This is a genomic window from Pseudomonas sp. LBUM1660 (assembly GCF_059695935.1).
Genome location: NZ_CP166795.1, coordinates 6246301 through 6264158, shown reverse-complemented (window position 1 = coordinate 6264158; position 17858 = coordinate 6246301). Strand labels below are relative to the sequence as shown.

Genomic DNA, 17858 nt, shown 5'->3' with positions numbered 1-17858 from the left:
GCGCCCGTCGTTTACCCATCAGCGTTGCGCTGCGGGTACGCCTTGCAGCTCGGCTTCTGCCTTTGGAGCAGCGGCCGGCGGATTGGCTGGCCAGGCGTTCAAGTCCAGATCCAGGTCCGGGAACTTGCTCGAGTCGAACACCGGCGTCTTGATCCCGGCGGCGCGCTGGTCGTCGTAGTCGCGCAGGATACGCATGCCGACCTTGAACAGCAGGAACAGCGCGATCAGGTTCACGAACGCGAGCATGGTCATGGTGATGTCGGCGAAGGCGAACACCGTGCCGAGGTTTTCGATCGCGCCCCAGAAGATCAGTACCAGCACCAGCACGCGGTAGCCGATCAGCGCCTTGCGGTTTTCACCGATCAGGAAGCGCAAGTTGCTCTCGCCCAGGTAGTAGTTGTAGAGGATCGAGGTGAAGACGAACAACGACAACGCCACGGAAATGAAGCTGCGGCCCCAGTCACCGACTACGGCAGCCAGCGAGTTCTGGGTCAGGGCAATGCCGTCGCCTTCGAAGCCCGGAGTGTAGAAGCCCGAGAGCAGGATCAGCAACGCGGTGCAGGTGCAGATCACGAAGGTGTCGAGGAACACGCTGAACGCCTGAACCACGCCTTGTGCCACCGGGTGCTCGACCGACGCGACCGCAGCCACGTTTGGCGCACTGCCCAGGCCTGCTTCGTTGGCGAACACGCCGCGTTTCACGCCCATGACGATGGCGCTGCCGATCAGGCCGCCGAAGGCTTGATCCAGACCGAAGGCGCTTTTGACGATGGTCATCAGCATCGCCGGAACGTGGTCGAATTGCAGCACGATCACATAGATGGTCACGCCGATGTACACCAGGGTTTTCACCGGCACCAGCAGGTCAGCGACCTTGGCGATGCGCTTGATCCCGCCGATGAACACCAGGCCGAGCAACACCGCCAGGGCCAGGCCTGTGTAGGTGGTGTCGAGGCCGAAAGCGTTGTTCAGCGAGTGGGTCACGGCGTGGGATTGCAGACCGTTGAAGGCGAAGCCGAAGGTGATCAGCAGCAGGAACGCCATGATCATGCCCAGCCAGCGTTTCTGCAGGCCGTGCTGGATGTAATAGGACGGGCCGCCACGGTACGTGCCGTCGGAATCGCAGCGCTTGTAGAGCTGGCCGAGGGAACATTCGAAGAAGCTGCTGGACATGCCGACCAGTGCGGTTACCCACATCCAGAACACCGCACCCGGACCACCCAGGGTCACGGCGATACCAACACCGGCGATGTTACCCGCGCCGACACGGCCGGCGAGGCTGAGCATCAAGGCCTGGAACGAACTGAGTTGCCCGGCGCTGCTTTTCAGGCTGTCGCGGAATACCGCGAACATGTGGAAGAAGTGACGCAATTGAACGAAACGCGAGCGGATCGTGAAGTAGCTACCGAGCCCGACAATGAGCACGATCAGTACTTTCCCTGAGAGGAAGTCGTTAATGACTTCGAGCATGGATTATTCCTCGCTGTTTTTTGTGTAGGCAAATGTTGGGCGGGCAGAAACATCGCGTTACACCGCTGTGCGCGTGGCACAACAGATGAGGCGTGTATTCGTCCCGGTCCCATTTCGCAGGTTTGTTATTAGTTCGGGTTTCGCATGGGTTTGGGCCTCGTTACCGACGACCGCTCACGCGAAGAGGGGCGGCACTATACCTATGAGCGTGCCGTCCGTCTGCACGGTTGTGGTGCAAGCGATAAATCGAAGCCTTTGAAACACCTGACTTTTTTGAGTCAGGCCTTTGTAGGAGTGAGCCTGCTCGCGATGAACGATAACGCGGTGCAACTGAAATACCGCGGTGCCCGCATCGCCGGCAAGCCGGTCTCACTCCTACAGAAGACGGTTGTCCTTTCAAAAGTTAAAAAAAAGGGCTTGGGGAATAAATCCCCAAGCCCTCAAAAGGTGAGAGGTGTCTAGTCCCTCGACCTGGTGAGCGGTGCTACAAGTAACGCGTCGGATCAGGCTTTAAGCGGAACCAGACGCGGAGCAATCATGTTTTCCGGGCGCAGGATGTCGGCGAGCATTTCGTCGTCGAGCAAGCCTTCTTCGCGCACCAGCTCCAGCACGCCGCGGCCGCTTTCAAGGGCGATACGGGCGATGCGGGTGGCGTTTTCATAGCCGATGTACGGGTTCAGCGCGGTGACCAGACCGATCGAGTGTTCGACCAGTTCGCGGCAGCGCTCTTCGTTGGCGGTGATGCCGACGATGCAGTGCTCGCGCAGCATGTCCATGGCGCGTTGCAGCAGGCGGATCGAGTCGAAGATCTTGAAGGCGATCAGCGGCTCCATCACGTTCAGTTGCAACTGGCCGCCTTCGGCCGCGATGGTCAGGGCCAGGTCGTTGCCGATGATCTGGAACGCTACCTGGTTAACCGCTTCCGGGATTACCGGGTTGACCTTGCCGGGCATGATCGAGCTGCCTGGCTGACGCGCCGGCAGGTTGATTTCGTTGATGCCGGTGCGTGGGCCGCTGGACAGCAGGCGCAGGTCGTTGCAGATCTTCGACAGCTTGACCGCAGTGCGCTTGAGCATGCCGGAGAACAGCACGAAGGCGCCCATGTCGGAAGTGGCTTCGATCAGGTCGGCGGCTGGAACCAGCGGTTGACCGCTGATCAATGCCAGGCGTTGAACAGCCAGGTGCTGGTAACGAGGGTCGGCGTTGATGCCAGTACCGATCGCGGTGCCGCCTAGGTTCACTTCGGTCAGCAATTCCGGGGCCAGGGTTTTCAGGCGTGCCAGGTCTTCGCTCAATGTGGTGGCGAAGGCACGGAATTCTTGACCCAGGGTCATCGGCACGGCGTCTTGCAGCTGGGTACGGCCCATCTTCAATACGTGGCTGAATTCAACACCTTTGGCAGCGAACGCCTGGATCAAGCTGTCGAGGCTGGCCAGCAGCGCGTCGTGACCCAGCAGCAGACCCAGACGGATCGCGGTCGGGTAGGCGTCGTTGGTCGACTGCGCCATGTTCACGTCGTTGTTCGGGTGCAGGTATTGGTACTCGCCCTTCTGGTGACCCATGGCCTCCAGCGCGAGGTTGGCGATGACTTCGTTGGCATTCATGTTGGTTGAAGTGCCAGCGCCGCCCTGAATCATGTCCACCACGAACTCTTCGTGGAAATCACCGCGGATCAAACGTGCACAGGCTTCGCTGATGGCAGCGTGCTTGGCTTCGCTCAGGTGACCCAGTTCGCGGTTGGCGTCAGCGGCGGCCTGTTTGACCATCGCCAGACCGACGACCAGCTTCGGGTAATGCGAAATCGGAACGCCGGAGAGACGGAAGTTGTTCACCGCTCGCAGGGTCTGGATGCCGTAATACGCTTGAGCAGGTACTTCGAGTACGCCAAGCAGGTCTTTTTCTGTGCGGAAAGATGCAGCGGAGGACATGATAGAAATCATCTCGATATGGACCCGGTCTGTGCCGGAACGCTGCAAATGCTAGGCTTGTTGAGAATTTTCGGCCAATGCTGTTAAACACTGGCCTATGCACATTCGGCATAATGTCTGTGTGACGCCGTGTGTGCGGCGAGCGTGTGACCTAATTTGGTGCGTGTCCGGGAGGACGTGATGAATCTGGAAAGTAAATGGCTCGAGGACTTCAGCGCCTTGGCCGCCACCCGCAGCTTCTCCCAGGCTGCGGAACGCCGCTTCGTAACGCAGCCCGCGTTCAGCCGCCGAATCCGCAGCCTGGAAGCCGCGTTGGGGCTGACGTTGGTCAACCGCTCGCGCACGCCTGTCGAACTGACGGCGGCGGGGCAGTTGTTTTTGGTGACCGCGCGGACCGTGGTCGAACAGCTCGGCGAAGTGCTGCGCCACCTTCATCACCTGGAAGGCGGGCAGGGCGAAGTGATGCAAGTGGCTGCCGCTCACTCATTGGCATTGGGTTTCTTTCCGCGCTGGATCGCGCAGTTGCGCAATGAAGGCTTGAACATCGCCACGCGGTTGGTGGCGACTAACGTCGGTGACGCGGTGCATGCGCTGCGCGAAGGGGGTTGCGACTTGATGCTCGCGTTCTATGACCCGGACGCGGCCTTGCAGATGGACCCGGAAATCTTCCCGTCGCTGCACCTTGGCCACACCGAGATGCTGCCGGTGTGCGCGGCGGACGCCGACGGCAAACCATTGTTCGACCTGGAAGGCGAGGCCAGCGTGCCGTTGCTCGCTTACAGCGCCGGTGCGTTTCTCGGGCGTTCGGTGAACATGCTGCTGCGCCAGCGTGCGCTGCGCTTCACCACCATTTATGAGACCGCCATGGCCGACAGCCTGAAAAGCATGGCGCTCGAGGGGTTGGGGATTGCCTGGGTGCCGCAGCTCAGCGTGCGCGCCGAACTGGCGCGTGGTGAACTGGTGGTCTGCGGCGGCCCGCAATGGCACGTGCCGCTGGAGATTCGCCTGTATCGCTGCGCGCTGGTGCGCAAGGCGAACGTGCGGTTGTTGTGGCGCAAGCTTGAGGGGGGCGCGGCGCAAGGCACAACCGGTCAATGATGTTTTGTAGGAGCCAGGCTTGCCGGCGAAGGCGTCCGTAAGATCGCCTTCGCCGGCAAGCCTGGCTCCTACAGGATCGGGGTAGATTTACGCTGTTTTTGGCTGACCTCAGAGTCAATAAAACCGGCACTTTGCGCCGTATGACAGATGGTCGTTTCGGGGGCTGTTTATCTGCTTCATTGAGGTATACTGCGCGGCCTTCGGCCGGTTCGTCCGGCCATTTTTCGTACAATCAAGCCACGCATTTCTGCGTGGCTTGTTGTTTTTGACGCGCCTGCGGGCGCCCAGAGAGAAGAGGCACGACGATGAGTGCACTGGTTGGCGTGATCATGGGCTCCAAGTCCGATTGGTCCACCCTTAGCCACACCGCCGATATGCTGGAAAAGCTCGGCATCCCTTACGAGGTGAAAGTGGTCTCTGCCCACCGCACCCCGGACCTGCTGTTCCAGTACGCCGAGGAAGCTGAGGCGCGTGGGATCGAGGTGATCATCGCCGGTGCCGGTGGCGCAGCCCACTTGCCTGGCATGTGTGCGGCCAAGACCCACCTGCCAGTGCTGGGTGTTCCGGTGCAGTCGTCGATGCTCTCGGGCGTCGATTCGCTGCTCTCGATCGTGCAGATGCCCGCGGGTATTCCGGTTGCCACCCTGGCCATTGGCAAGGCCGGCGCGATCAACGCAGCCTTGCTGTCGGCGAGTATCCTCGGCGCCAAGCACCCGCAATTCCACGCGGTGCTGAAAACTTTCCGTGCTGAGCAGACAGACAGCGTCCTGGAAAATCCAGACCCACGCATCGCCTGAGGTTGTTGACGATGAAGATCGGTGTAATCGGTGGCGGCCAGTTGGGTCGCATGTTGGCGTTGGCGGGCACCCCGCTGGGCATGAACTTCGCTTTCCTGGACCCGGCACCGGATGCTTGCGCAGCCGCGTTGGGCGAACACCTGCGGGCCGATTACGGCGATCAGGACCACCTGCGTCAGCTGGCTGATGAAGTTGATCTGGTGACCTTCGAGTTCGAAAGCGTCCCGGCCGAAACCGTGGCGTTCCTGTCGCAATTCGTCCCGGTCTACCCGAGCGCCGAAGCCCTGCGCATCGCCCGCGATCGCTGGTTCGAGAAGAGCATGTTCAAGGACCTGGGGATTCCAACCCCGGCGTTTGCCGATATTCAATCGCAAGCCGATCTGGACGCCGCTGTTGCGTCGATCGGTCTGCCGGCCGTGCTGAAAACCCGCACCCTGGGTTACGACGGCAAGGGCCAGAAAGTCCTGCGCAAACCGGAAGACGTGGTCGGCACCTTCGCCGAACTGGGTAGCGTCGCCTGCCTGCTGGAAGGCTTCGTACCGTTCACCGGTGAAGTCTCGCTGATCGCCGTGCGTGCTCGCGATGGCGAAACCAAGTTCTATCCGCTGGTTCACAACACCCACGACAGCGGCATTCTCAAGCTGTCCGTGGCCAGCACCGACCATCCGCTGCAAGCCTTGGCCGAAGACTACTCCAGCCGTGTGCTCAAACAGCTGGAATACGTCGGTGTGATGGCGTTCGAGTTCTTCGAAGTCGACGGTGGCCTCAAAGCCAACGAAATCGCCCCGCGGGTGCACAACTCCGGGCACTGGACCACCGAAGGCGCCGAGTGCAGCCAGTTCGAAAACCACCTGCGAGCCGTTGCTGGCCTGCCGCTGGGTTCGACGGCCAAGGTTGGCGAGAGCGCGATGCTCAACTTCATCGGTAAAGTGCCGGAGACCGAGAAGGTCCTGGCCATCGCTGATTGCCATCTGCACCACTATGGCAAGGCGTTCAAAGTCGGCCGCAAGGTCGGTCACGCCAACCTGCGTTGTGCAAACCGCGAAACACTGGCCGCGCAGATACTCAAGGTCGAAGCGCTCATCGCCGAATAAACAGTTTCATGTGGCAGCGGCGGAACCATTCAGGGGCCGTCGTTCTCTCATGGCAGGATGCCAAAGTCTGTCTAGGCTTTGGGCATTGCCATTCAATCAGAGGGAAGTGCCATGGGAATTATCGGAACCATCTTTATCGGCTTGATCGTCGGCCTCCTGGCTCGGTTCCTGAAACCGGGCGATGACAGCATGGGCTGGATCATGACCATCCTGCTCGGTATCGGCGGTTCGCTGGCGGCCACTTACGGCGGCCAGGCTCTGGGCATCTATCACGCGGGCGAAGGTGCAGGCTTCATCGGTGCGCTGGTCGGCGCGGTGGTGTTGCTGGTGGTCTACGGCTTGATCAGAAAGAACTGATTCAAGCGACAAAGTCCTCTCTGCGGCGCGCGCGGGGAGGGCTAGAATGCTCGGCGTTCAACAGTCCTTTCCTTACCGAGCACCTCCATGCGCCGTCTTTTTTTGACTCTCCTCCTTTTGGGCAGCGTTTTGGCCCATGCCGGCGAACTGCCGGAAACCGACTGGCTCGAACTGATGCCCAAGTCGGACCAGAAAGCCCTCGAGGCCATGCCCGAAATCGACCACAACTCCCCGGAAGGCGATGGCACCTTTACCGAAAAAGGTGGCATGAAGCAGAGCAAGGGCTTGCCGGCGGTGATGTATTCGACCAAAACCGTGCCGTCGATGAACGACAAGAACATCCGGATCGGAGGTTACCCGGTGCCGCTGGAGTCCGACGCCAAGGGCCGCAGCACATTGTTCTTCCTTGTGCCGTACCCGGGCGCCTGCATCCACGTGCCGCCACCGCCACCGAATCAGTTGGTGCTGGTGCGTTATCCCAAAGGCTTGAAGCTGGATGACATCTACACACCACTGTGGGTGACGGGCACGCTGAAGGTCGAGAAGGTCAACAATGATTTGGCTGACGCGGCGTATGCGCTGGATGCGGCGAAGGTGCGGGTAGTGCAGGAATCAGATTTGTAGGTGATCCAAATGTGGGAGCGGGCTTGCTCGCGAAGGCGGTGTAACAGCCAACGATGATGTTGAATGTTACGGCCTCTTCGCGAGCAAGCCCGCTCCCACAGGGATTTATGGTGTTGTTTAGAGAGGTGCGCTGGCGATGCTCACGCCCAAGGTATGACTGGCACCCGGCGCCAGTGTCACCACATCATCCATCACATTCGCCGTCTCGATGCACAGCATCTTCTGCCAGCCATCGTCGGCCATGTCGCTGAACGCCGCGGCGCGTTCGATCCACGGGTTCCAGATCACCGCCGTGCGCGAACCGCTGCTGGTCAGCTCGATGCGCCGTTCCCAGGCCGGGTCCACAATATTCAGCTTCGGCGGGGCATTGAGGTAAATGCGGTCGGTCTCACCAGCAAAATGCAAATCACCGGCCTGGGTGACGGTTTTCCAGTCATCCAGCGTTTCGATATAGCTCAAACCATCCAGCCCTTCGACATGCACAGTGCGCACATCGCTGACGGCGAAGTAACTGTGCAGCGCCTGGCTGAGGGTGACGGTATCGGTGCCCTGATTGTGGCTGGTCAGGTTGATATGCAGTTGCTCATCCAGACGGATGCTCAACTTCAGATCCACCTGATGCGGCCAGCCCGGAAAGCCGCCTTCGGGGTAGGGCAGGATGAATTCCACCTTCAGGCTCTCACCCTCGGCTTCTATGCCGCCCAATTCCCAATCCATCGCCCGGACGAAACCGTGGGCGGTCGGTGGTTCGTTGCTGACGCGCATCGCCTGGACACTTTGCGGGTTGCGCGGGAAATTGCCGAACCACGGCCAGCACACCGGCACGCCGGCACGGATGCTCTTGCCGGTCTTGAACACGGCCTCGTCGTTGAGCCATATCAGCGGCGGTTGGCCGGCCAATTGATAACTGAGGATGTGCGCGCCTTGCTGGGCGACCAGCAATTCGGCCTGACCGTGGCGGATGCGCCAGCAGTTCAGTTCATCCAGTTTCACGGCTTCAACGTTGGGCGTGCTCATGGGGCAACTCTCGATCAGGAACAATGACTGCAATGGACCGCGTAAAGGTCGCAGTGTTTAACGCGCGCGTGGCGGAACCGAACGAGTACGGCCGCTGCCATCGATCGCGACAAACACAAACACGGCTTCAGTCACTTTACGCCACTCGCTGGACAGCGGATCGTCGCTCCAGACTTCGACCATCATCTGAATTGAGCTGCGGCCGATTTCCAGCGCCTGGGTATAGAAGGAAAGCTGAGCGCCCACCGCCACGGGGACCAGGAACGCCATGCGATCAATCGCCACGGTCGCCACGCGTCCGCCAGCGACTTTGCTGGCCATTGCGGTGCCGGCCAAATCCATCTGTGCCACCAGCCAGCCGCCGAAAATATCGCCGAAGCCGTTGGTTTCACGCGGAAGCGCGGTGATTTGCAGGGCCAGGTCGCCTTGCGGAATTGGATCTTCTTGTTCGAGCTCTATCATGCCGGGGGTGCCTCTGACCCGTGACTCTTCATAAGTACTTCAGGTGAATAGCCGTCTCAAGGAAAAACGATTCAGCCCGAACATACCGCGTTCGTCACGTTTTTCGTAAGGCGCCTAAAGGGAAACTCTGCGAAAGCGACTGAACCACGCAATTACATTGCCTGACAGCCAGCGCGTTTTCGCACAGCAACCCCTTACACATGCTGCAACGCAGCGAGTATATCGGTCGGTAGACTCCGAGACGACCGTCCGGTTCTCATTTTGACCGTCAAATTCGCACCTCTATGTGCTTTTTCGAACAATTTGCTATCGTGCCGGACCTGCCCAAGCCCTCGCCAGCGTTGTTGGGGTTGCAGATCCGACTATAAGAGAAGCCCTTGCCATGACCACAGCGCCCTCTAGCATCGCGCAGCCGACCCAGCCCGCACGCCCGTTGACCCGCAACGACTACAAGACGTTATCGCTCTCCGCCCTGGGCGGCGCGCTGGAGTTTTACGACTTCATCATCTTCGTGTTCTTCGCCACGGTGGTGGGCAAACTGTTCTTCCCGGCGGACATGCCCGAGTGGCTGCGCCTGATGCAGACGTTCGGCATCTTCGCCGCCGGCTACCTTGCTCGTCCGTTGGGCGGCATTGTGATGGCGCATTTCGGCGACCTGTTGGGTCGCAAGAAGATGTTCACGTTGAGCATTTTCATGATGGCGGTGCCGACCCTGATCATGGGCCTGCTGCCGACCTATGCGCAGATCGGCATGTGGGCGCCGATCCTGTTGCTGCTGATGCGGGTGATTCAAGGCGCGGCGATTGGCGGTGAAGTACCGGGTGCGTGGGTATTCGTTTCCGAACACGTGCCTGCGCGTCATATCGGTTATGCCTGCGGCACCCTGACGAGCGGTCTGACGGCTGGCATCCTCCTGGGTTCGTTGGTCGCCACTGCGATCAACAGCATTTACACCCCGCTGGAAGTGTCCGATTACGCCTGGCGGATCCCGTTCCTGCTGGGCGGCGTGTTTGGCCTGTTCTCGGTGTATCTGCGCCGCTGGTTGCACGAGACCCCGGTGTTCGCCGAACTGCAACTGCGCAAGGCCCTGGCCGAAGAAGTGCCGCTACGTGCCGTGTTGCGTGACCACCGCGGTGCGATTCTGATTTCCATGTTGCTGACCTGGCTACTGTCCGCCGGCATCATCGTGGTCATTCTGATGACCCCGACCGTGCTGCAGACCGTTTACCACTTCTCGCCGACCACGGCGTTGCAGGCCAACAGCCTGGCGATTGTGTTCCTGAGCGTGGGCTGCGTGGTTTCCGGTGCCCTGGCTGACCGTTTCGGTGCGGGTCGAGTGTTCGTGTTTGGCAGTGCGGCGTTATTGTTCAGCTCGTGGACGTTCTATCACAGCCTGTTCAATCACCCGGACTGGCTGTTCCCGATGTACGCCCTGACCGGTCTGCTGGTCGGGACTATTGGTGCAGTGCCCTACGTGATGGTCAAAGCCTTTCCGGCGGTGGTCCGGTTTAGCGGGCTGTCGTTCTCCTACAACCTGGCCTATGCGATTTTCGGTGGTTTGACGCCGATGGTGGTGACGCTGCTTCTGAAGGAAAGCCCGATGGGGCCTGCCTATTACGTGGCGATTATTTGCGGGGTCGGGATTCTGGTGGGTGCGTATCTTTGGAAGAAGGGTCGATAAACCACTTCTTTCATTCAGCGCACTGGCCCCTTCGCGAGCAAGCCCGCTCCCACATTCGACTCAATTGGACACAAACTCTGTGTTCAGGTGTAGATCCAGTGTGGGAGCGGTCTTGCTCGCGACGAAAGATGACGCGGTATTCCTTAAAACATCCAATGCTGGCCTTTCATCTAATTGTCATATTTCAGCCATAGAGTGTTCACACGGCCTGCCGATACTTGGCCCCGACTAACACACCCTATCTGCTAGGAGTAAGGCATGAAACTGAAGCGTTTGATGGCGGCAATGACTTTTGTCGCTGCTGGCGTTGCGACTGCCAACGCGGTTGCCGCTGTTGACCCTGCTATCCCGAGCTACACCAAGACCACTGGTGTGTCGGGCAACCTGTCCAGCGTCGGCTCCGATACCCTGGCCAACCTCATGACCCTGTGGGCTGAGAACTACAAAAAAGAATACCCGAACGTAAACATCCAGATTCAGGCTGCCGGTTCTTCTACCGCGCCACCTGCGCTGACTGAAGGCACCGCTAACCTGGGCCCGATGAGCCGCAAGATGAAGGACAACGAGCTGCAAGCCTTCGAAACCAAATACGGCTACAAGCCAACCGCTATCCCGGTTGCCGTGGACGCCCTGGCTGTCTTCGTGCACAAAGACAACCCGATCCAGCACATGACCATGGAGCAAGTCGACGCGATCTTCTCCTCGACTCGTCTGTGCGGTGCTAAAACCGACGTGAAAACCTGGGGTGATCTGGGCGTGACCGGCGACCTGGCCAACAAGCCGGTTCAACTGTTCGGTCGTAACTCGGTATCCGGCACCTACGGCTACTTCAAAGAAGAAGCCCTGTGCAAAGGCGACTACAAGCCAAACGTCAACGAACAACCAGGTTCGGCTTCGGTCGTGCAGTCGATCAGCTCTTCGCTGAACGGTGTTGGTTACTCGGGTATCGGCTACAAAACCGCTAGCGTGAAGACGGTGGCCCTGGCCAAGAAAGGCAGCACCGAGTTCATCGAAGACACCGAAGAAAACGCCCTGAACGGCAAGTACCCTCTGTCGCGTTTCCTCTACGTTTACGTCAACAAAGCCCCGAACAAGCCTCTGGCCCCGCTGGAAGCCGAGTTCGTGAAACTGATTCTGTCCAAACAGGGTCAGGAAGTTGTAGTGAAAGACGGTTACATCCCACTGCCAGCCAAGGTTGCTGCAAAAGCACTGGCTGACCTGGGTCTGCAAGAAGGCGGCAACGTCGCAAAGAAGTAACACCCTGAGTCCGGGATAAACCCGGACTCTGTAGGAGCGAGGCTTGCCCGCGAAAGCCGTGGTTCAGTCAGCATTGATGTTGAATGTAATGACGCCTTCGCGAGCAAGCTCTGCTCCTACAAATGCCGGTACGCCGGCCCCCAAATTTCCGGTCCACTGCCAGTTCCCGCTGGCGGTGGATTTGTTGCGTCACCGCATTGTCATCTTTCTGTCATACAGGATCGCTAGGGTGTGCGCATGAATGATCTGGCCAATTCCACCATGACTACTAATCCCCCCAAGCGAATTGATTTCAATACGCCTGAGCTGCAACGCAAGCGCCGCATCCGCGCGCTCAAGGATCGCCTGACCCGCTGGTACGTCCTCGTGGGCGGCCTCGCCGTTCTCGGCGCGATCACGCTGATCTTTTTCTTCCTCGGCTACGTCGTCGCGCCGCTGTTTCAGGGCGCCGACCTGACCGCCCAAGACGCCATCACGCCCGCCTGGATGCAAGACGCCGGCAAGCCGTTGATGATCTCCCTGGAAGAACAGAACCAGGTCGCCATGCGGGTTTCCGACAAGGGCCAGGCGTTGTTCTTCGATATCGACAGTGGCGCCGAACTCAAGCGCGTCGATCTGCCGATCCCGGCGGGCACCACGGTCACGTCCATTGCTGAAGACCAACCCGGCCATCCGCTGGTAGCGGTTGGCTTGTCCAACGGTCAGGCGCTGGTGTTCCGTCACACGTACAAGGTCAGCTACCCGGACGGCAAGAAGACCATCTCGCCAGCCATCGAATACCCGTATGGCGAAACCCCGATTGCGCTGAACGAGGCGGGCGGTGCGCTGGAGCATGTCAGCCTCAACGCCAACGATACGACCCTGATGCTGGTCGGCTCCACCGGGTCTCAACTCAATGTTTTGTCGCTAACCAGCGAAGAAAACATGATGACCGGCGAAGTCACCAACGAGCAGAAGCGTATCGATCTGCCGCAGATGAGCGAGCCGGTGAAGAACATCTTCGTCGACCCGCGTCAGCAGTGGCTGTACGTCATCAACGGTCGTGCTCAGGCCGACGTGTTCAGCCTGCGCGACAAGAGCCTCAACGGTCGCTACAAGCTGCTTGAGAACGGCGATGCCGAGATTACCGCCAGCACCCAGTTGGTGGGCGGTATCTCGCTGATCCTCGGTGACTCCAAAGGTGGTCTGGCCCAGTGGTTCATGGCTCGCGACCCGGACGGCGAACTGCGTCTGAAGCAGATTCGTACCTTCCAGATGGGCACTACGCCGATTGTTGAGATCAGTGCTGAAGAGCGTCGCAAAGGCTTCGTAGCCCTCGACGCATCCGGCAAGCTTGGCGTCTTTCACAGTACCGCTCACCGCACGTTGCTGGTCGATCAGGTGGTGGAAGGCCAAGGCATTTTCGGCATGTCGCCGCGTGCCAACCGTATCATCGTAGAGGCTAACGGTAAGGTGCAGCCGCTGCTGCTGGACAATCCGCACCCGGAAGTTTCGTGGAGCGCGTTGTGGAGCAAGGTCTGGTACGAGAACTACGACGAGCCTAAATACGTCTGGCAATCGACCGCTGCCAACACTGACTTTGAACCGAAGATGAGCTTGTCGCCGCTGACCTTCGGTACCCTGAAAGCCGCGTTCTACGCCATGCTGTTGGCCGCACCGCTGGCCGTCGCTGCTGCGATCTACACCGCGTACTTCATGGCCCCAAGCTTGCGCCGCAAGGTCAAACCGGTGATCGAGCTGATGGAGGCGATGCCGACGGTGATCCTCGGTTTCTTCGCCGGCCTGTTCCTCGCGCCCTATGTGGAAGGGCATTTGCCGGGCATCTTCAGCCTGCTGATGCTCTTGCCGATTGGTATTCTGGTCGCCGGTTTCGTCTTCAGCCGCCTGCCTGAGTCCATCCGCCTGAAAGTGCCGGACGGCTGGGAAAGCGCGATCCTGATCCCGGTGATTCTGTTTGTGGGTTGGTTGTCGCTGTACATGAGCCCGTACATGGAAACCTGGTTTTTCGGCGGCGACATGCGCATGTGGATCTCCCACGACCTGGGCATCACCTACGACCAGCGCAACGCTCTGGTAGTCGGTCTGGCCATGGGCTTCGCGGTGATCCCGAACATCTACTCCATCGCCGAAGACGCCGTGTTCAGTGTGCCTCGCGGCCTGACCCTCGGCTCGCTGGCCCTCGGTGCCACGCCGTGGCAGACCATGACGCGGGTGGTGATCCTCACCGCCAGCCCGGGCATCTTCTCGGCGCTGATGATCGGCATGGGCCGTGCGGTGGGTGAAACCATGATCGTGCTGATGGCCACCGGTAACACGCCGGTCATGGAAATGAACCTGTTCGAAGGCCTGCGCACCCTGGCCGCCAACGTCGCGGTGGAAATGCCCGAATCGGAAGTCGGCGGCAGCCACTACCGCGTGCTGTTCCTCTCGGCACTGGTGCTGCTGTTGTTCACCTTCGTCATGAACACCCTCGCAGAACTGATTCGTCAGCGTCTGCGCAAGAAATACTCGTCGCTTTAAGAAAGGTAGAAGTCTGTGAAACAGAACTCCCTGAAAGGATGGTTCAAGAGCGGCGCCCCCGGCGTCTGGATCAGCGGTGGCGCGGTGTCCATCGCGGTCATCATGACCATTGGCTTGCTGGCGGTGATTGCCGTGCGCGGTCTGGGCCACTTCTGGCCGGCGGACCTGGTGCACGCCAGTTACAACGTGCCGGGCCAAGCCAACCACCTCGTCATCGGCGAAGTGGTGCAGAAAGAAGAAGTGCCGCGCGAGCGCCTGAAAAGCGCTGGCCTGCCGGTGCCCGATCAGGGCCCGGAGTTCATGACCCGCGAGTTGATCAAGGTTGGCAACCGTGACCTGAACGGCAACGACTTCACCTGGATCGTCGGCGAGTGGCTGACCAACCAGAAGACGCCACCCGAGCTGATGGCCATCGAGCGTCGCGAGTGGGGCAACTTCTACGGCTACCTGGTCAACGTCAAGCAGGACGGAAAAGTCATCGCTGAAGGCGAAGCCGCATGGCCCGAGTTGCAGGCCCGTGTTGCTCGCGTCAACCAGCTCGCGGCTCAGCTCAAGACCCTGGAAAAGGTCGACATCGGCGCGATCAACGCCGGTCTGGAACGTGTGCGTCTGCACGGTCGCAAACTGGAACTGGCCGGCCAGCTCGACGCCGCCGCGCAAGCGGACCTGGAGTCCGAGCGCGCCGAACTGAACGCTCGTTATCAGGACATCGAAGCACGCCTGAACGACCTGCACGCCCAGTTCAACCGCGACAGCCTGACGGCCCGCGATGCCAATGGCAAAGAAATCGAAATCGGCATTGGCAAAGTGGTTCACGCCTTTCAGCCGAACGCCATGGGCACCTTCACCAAGATCGGCTTCTACTTCAGCAAGGTCTGGGAGTTCTTGAGCGACGACCCGCGTGAAGCGAACACCGAAGGCGGGATCTTCCCGGCGATTTTCGGCACCGTGATGATGACGTTGATCATGGCGATGATCGTGACCCCGTTCGGCGTGTTGGCAGCGGTTTACCTGCGTGAATATGCGAAACAGAACGCAATGACGCGCTTGATCCGCATCGCGGTGAACAACCTCGCGGGTGTTCCGGCGATCGTTTACGGCGTGTTCGGTCTGGGCTTCTTCGTCTATGTGCTGGGCGGTTCGGTCGACCGGTTGTTCTTCCCTGAAGCATTGCCGGCGCCGACTTTCGGCACGCCGGGTCTACTCTGGGCGTCCCTGACCCTGGCGCTGCTGGCGGTGCCGGTGGTGATCGTGGCCACCGAAGAAGGCCTGGCGCGGATCCCTCGCACGGTGCGTGAAGGCTCGTTGGCCCTCGGCGCGACCAAGGCTGAAACCTTGTGGAAGATCGTGCTGCCGATGGCCAGCCCGGCGATGATGACCGGCATGATCCTCGCCGTGGCGCGCGCCGCCGGTGAAGTGGCGCCGCTGATGCTGGTGGGTGTGGTGAAACTGGCGCCGTCGCTGCCACTGGACGGCAACTACCCGTACCTTCACCTGGATCAGAAGATCATGCACTTGGGCTTCCACATCTATGACGTCGGCTTCCAGAGCCCGAACGTCGAAGCTGCGCGACCGCTGGTGTACGCCACGGCGCTGCTGCTGGTGCTGGTGATCGCGACGCTCAACCTGTCGGCCGTTTATATCCGTAACCATCTGCGCGAGAAGTACAAAGCGCTGGATAGCTAATCACCGCCCCCCCTGTAGGAGCCAGGCTTGCCGGCGAAGGCGATTTCAAGGACGCCTTCGCCGGCAAGCCTGGCCCCTACAGAAGGCAACACCGCTGGCCCATTTTTGTGAGGCCAGCGGCAAACCGAACCGAATTTGTTAGCACAGGGAGCCTCCCATGCAGCACGAAGCACATACCCACGGCATCAACATGTCTGCGCTGGGTCGCGACAAGCAGAGCCTGAGCCTTGAGCAGGAAACCGTGGCCATCGAAGTACCGGGCCTGAACCTGTACTACGGCGACAAACAAGCGCTGTACGACGTCAGCCTGAACATCCCGAAACAACGCGTAACCGCCTTCATCGGTCCGTCCGGCTGCGGCAAGTCCACGCTGCTGCGGACCTTCAACCGCATGAACGACCTGGTCGACGGTTGCCGCGTAGAAGGTGAAATCAACCTGTACGGCAACAACATCTACCGCAAGGGCGAAGACGTCGCCGAACTGCGTCGTCGCGTCGGCATGGTGTTCCAGAAGCCGAACCCGTTCCCGAAAACCATCTACGAAAACGTGGTTTACGGCCTGCGCATCCAGGGCATCAACAAAAAACGCATCCTCGACGAAGCGGTCGAGTGGGCGTTGAAAGGCGCGGCGCTGTGGGACGAAGTCAAAGACCGTCTGCATGAGTCGGCACTCGGCCTGTCCGGCGGTCAGCAACAACGTCTGGTGATCGCCCGTACCATCGCCGTGGAGCCGGAAGTGCTGCTGCTCGACGAACCGTGCTCGGCACTCGACCCGATCTCGACGTTGAAAGTCGAAGAGCTGATCTACGAATTGAAATCGAAATTCACCATCGTCATCGTGACCCACAACATGCAACAGGCCGCGCGGGTTTCCGATTACACGGCGTTCATGTACATGGGCAAACTGGTGGAATTCGGCGATACCGACACCCTGTTCACCAATCCGGCGAAGAAGCAGACCGAAGACTACATCACCGGTCGTTACGGCTAGGAAGCTGTAGTTGCTCACTGAATTGACGCTGCGGTCCACCGCACCTAACCGGACGCTCCAAGGACGCCAACATGATTAGTAAAGAAGGCCTTACCCATCACATCTCCGCGCAGTTCAACGCCGAGCTCGAGGAAGTGCGCAGCCACCTCCTGGCCATGGGCGGTCTGGTGGAAAAGCAGGTCAACGACGCGGTGACCGCGCTGATCGAGGCCGACTCCGGCCTGGCCCAGCAGGTTCGTGAGATCGACGACCAGATCAACCAGATGGAACGCAACATCGACGAAGAATGCCTGCGCATTCTGGCCCGCCGTCAGCCGGCGGCGTCTGACTTGCGTCTGATCATCAGCATCTCCAAGTCGGTGATCGACCTGGAGCGCATCGGTGACGAAGCGACCAAGATCGCCCGCCGCGCCATCCAGTTGTGCGAAGAAGGCGAGGCCCCGCGCGGTTACGTCGAGGTTCGCCACATCGGCGACCAGGTGCGCAACATGGTGCGTGACGCGCTGGACGCCTTTGCCCGTTTCGATGCCGACCTGGCGTTGTCGGTGGCCCAGTACGACAAGATCATCGACCGCGAATACAAGACCGCACTGCGTGAGCTGGCGACCTACATGATGGAAGACCCGCGCTCTATCTCGCGGGTCTTGAGCATTATCTGGGTACTGCGTTCGCTGGAACGCATCGGCGACCACGCACGCAACATCTCGGAGCTGGTGATTTATCTGGTGCGCGGCACAGACGTGCGTCACCTGGGCCTCAAGCGCATGAAAGAAGAAGTTGAAGGCACAAGTGGCGAAACCGCTAATGTTCCGGGCAAAGCTGACGATAAGTAAGACTGCCCAAGAAAAACGCCCGGTCCTTTGGCCGGGCGTTTTT

General features: G+C 60.0%; 16 protein-coding genes. 12 read left to right on the top strand and 4 right to left on the bottom strand.

The features are described from left to right. Nucleotides 1-18: 18 nt before the first annotated feature. A complete protein-coding gene (locus tag ACA068_RS29145; protein WP_497306506.1) occupies nucleotides 19-1470 on the bottom strand; it encodes an alanine/glycine:cation symporter family protein in 1452 nt (483 codons plus the stop codon). 144 nt (nucleotides 1471-1614) lie between these two features. Here ACA068_RS29145 and ACA068_RS29140 point away from each other — a divergent pair, with 144 nt between their 5' ends. Then, nucleotides 1615-1932: a hypothetical protein gene (locus tag ACA068_RS29140; RefSeq protein WP_497306504.1), complete on the top strand. Its 318-nt coding sequence runs from the start codon at nucleotides 1615-1617 to the stop codon at nucleotides 1930-1932. 41 nt (nucleotides 1933-1973) lie between these two features. Here ACA068_RS29140 and aspA read toward each other — a convergent pair whose 3' ends face one another. Further along, on the bottom strand, nucleotides 1974-3398 hold the full coding sequence (aspA, locus tag ACA068_RS29135; protein WP_497306502.1) for an aspartate ammonia-lyase: 1425 nt from the start codon (nucleotides 3396-3398) through the stop codon (nucleotides 1974-1976). A gap of 180 nt (nucleotides 3399-3578) precedes the next feature. Here aspA and ACA068_RS29130 point away from each other — a divergent pair, with 180 nt between their 5' ends. The 5 genes from ACA068_RS29130 to ACA068_RS29110 all read left to right on the top strand — a co-directional run bounded on the left by ACA068_RS29130 (nucleotide 3579) and on the right by ACA068_RS29110 (nucleotide 7368). Continuing rightward, nucleotides 3579-4496 (top strand): LysR substrate-binding domain-containing protein, encoded by a 918-nt coding sequence (locus tag ACA068_RS29130; protein ID WP_497306500.1) that lies wholly within the window; start codon nucleotides 3579-3581, stop codon nucleotides 4494-4496. A gap of 305 nt (nucleotides 4497-4801) precedes the next feature. Then, entirely contained in the window at nucleotides 4802-5293 is a 492-nt protein-coding gene (gene purE / locus ACA068_RS29125) for a 5-(carboxyamino)imidazole ribonucleotide mutase (RefSeq protein WP_017341565.1), read from the top strand. Between the two features lie 11 nt (nucleotides 5294-5304). Then, on the top strand, nucleotides 5305-6387 hold the full coding sequence (locus ACA068_RS29120; protein ID WP_438659681.1) for a 5-(carboxyamino)imidazole ribonucleotide synthase: 1083 nt from the start codon (nucleotides 5305-5307) through the stop codon (nucleotides 6385-6387). Nucleotides 6388-6498: 111 nt separating this feature from the next. Continuing rightward, entirely contained in the window at nucleotides 6499-6744 is a 246-nt protein-coding gene (locus ACA068_RS29115) for a GlsB/YeaQ/YmgE family stress response membrane protein (RefSeq protein WP_497306498.1), read from the top strand. 87 nt (nucleotides 6745-6831) lie between these two features. Then, nucleotides 6832-7368, top strand: a complete 537-nt coding sequence (locus tag ACA068_RS29110; RefSeq protein WP_497306496.1) for a DUF3299 domain-containing protein — start codon at nucleotides 6832-6834, stop codon at nucleotides 7366-7368. A 117-nt stretch (nucleotides 7369-7485) separates the two neighbouring features. Here the strand turns inward: ACA068_RS29110 and ACA068_RS29105 are convergent, their stop codons facing one another. Together ACA068_RS29105 and ACA068_RS29100 are read right to left on the bottom strand one after the other, a co-directional pair. Further along, a complete protein-coding gene (locus tag ACA068_RS29105) occupies nucleotides 7486-8385 on the bottom strand; it encodes a D-hexose-6-phosphate mutarotase (protein WP_497306495.1) in 900 nt (299 codons plus the stop codon). Between the two features lie 57 nt (nucleotides 8386-8442). Further along, on the bottom strand, nucleotides 8443-8847 hold the full coding sequence (locus ACA068_RS29100) for an acyl-CoA thioesterase (protein ID WP_007896491.1): 405 nt from the start codon (nucleotides 8845-8847) through the stop codon (nucleotides 8443-8445). Between the two features lie 382 nt (nucleotides 8848-9229). Between ACA068_RS29100 and ACA068_RS29095 the strand changes: the two genes are divergently transcribed. The 6 genes from ACA068_RS29095 to phoU all read left to right on the top strand — a co-directional run bounded on the left by ACA068_RS29095 (nucleotide 9230) and on the right by phoU (nucleotide 17815). Next, the gene (locus ACA068_RS29095; RefSeq protein WP_497306493.1) at nucleotides 9230-10528 is read left to right on the top strand and encodes an MFS transporter; all 1299 of its coding nucleotides are present in this window, start codon (nucleotides 9230-9232) and stop codon (nucleotides 10526-10528) included. 258 nt (nucleotides 10529-10786) lie between these two features. Beyond that, entirely contained in the window at nucleotides 10787-11785 is a 999-nt protein-coding gene (locus ACA068_RS29090) for a phosphate ABC transporter substrate-binding protein PstS family protein (protein ID WP_497269450.1), read from the top strand. Between the two features lie 237 nt (nucleotides 11786-12022). After that, entirely contained in the window at nucleotides 12023-14305 is a 2283-nt protein-coding gene (locus ACA068_RS29085) for an ABC transporter permease subunit (protein ID WP_497306491.1), read from the top strand. Between the two features lie 15 nt (nucleotides 14306-14320). Next, nucleotides 14321-15991, top strand: coding sequence for a phosphate ABC transporter permease PstA (gene pstA / locus ACA068_RS29080; protein WP_497306489.1), 1671 nt, complete (start codon nucleotides 14321-14323; stop codon nucleotides 15989-15991). 157 nt (nucleotides 15992-16148) lie between these two features. Further along, nucleotides 16149-16982: a phosphate ABC transporter ATP-binding protein PstB gene (pstB, locus tag ACA068_RS29075; RefSeq protein WP_497306487.1), complete on the top strand. Its 834-nt coding sequence runs from the start codon at nucleotides 16149-16151 to the stop codon at nucleotides 16980-16982. A 71-nt stretch (nucleotides 16983-17053) separates the two neighbouring features. Next, entirely contained in the window at nucleotides 17054-17815 is a 762-nt protein-coding gene (gene phoU / locus ACA068_RS29070; RefSeq protein WP_008150055.1) for a phosphate signaling complex protein PhoU, read from the top strand. Nucleotides 17816-17858: the final 43 nt, after the last annotated feature.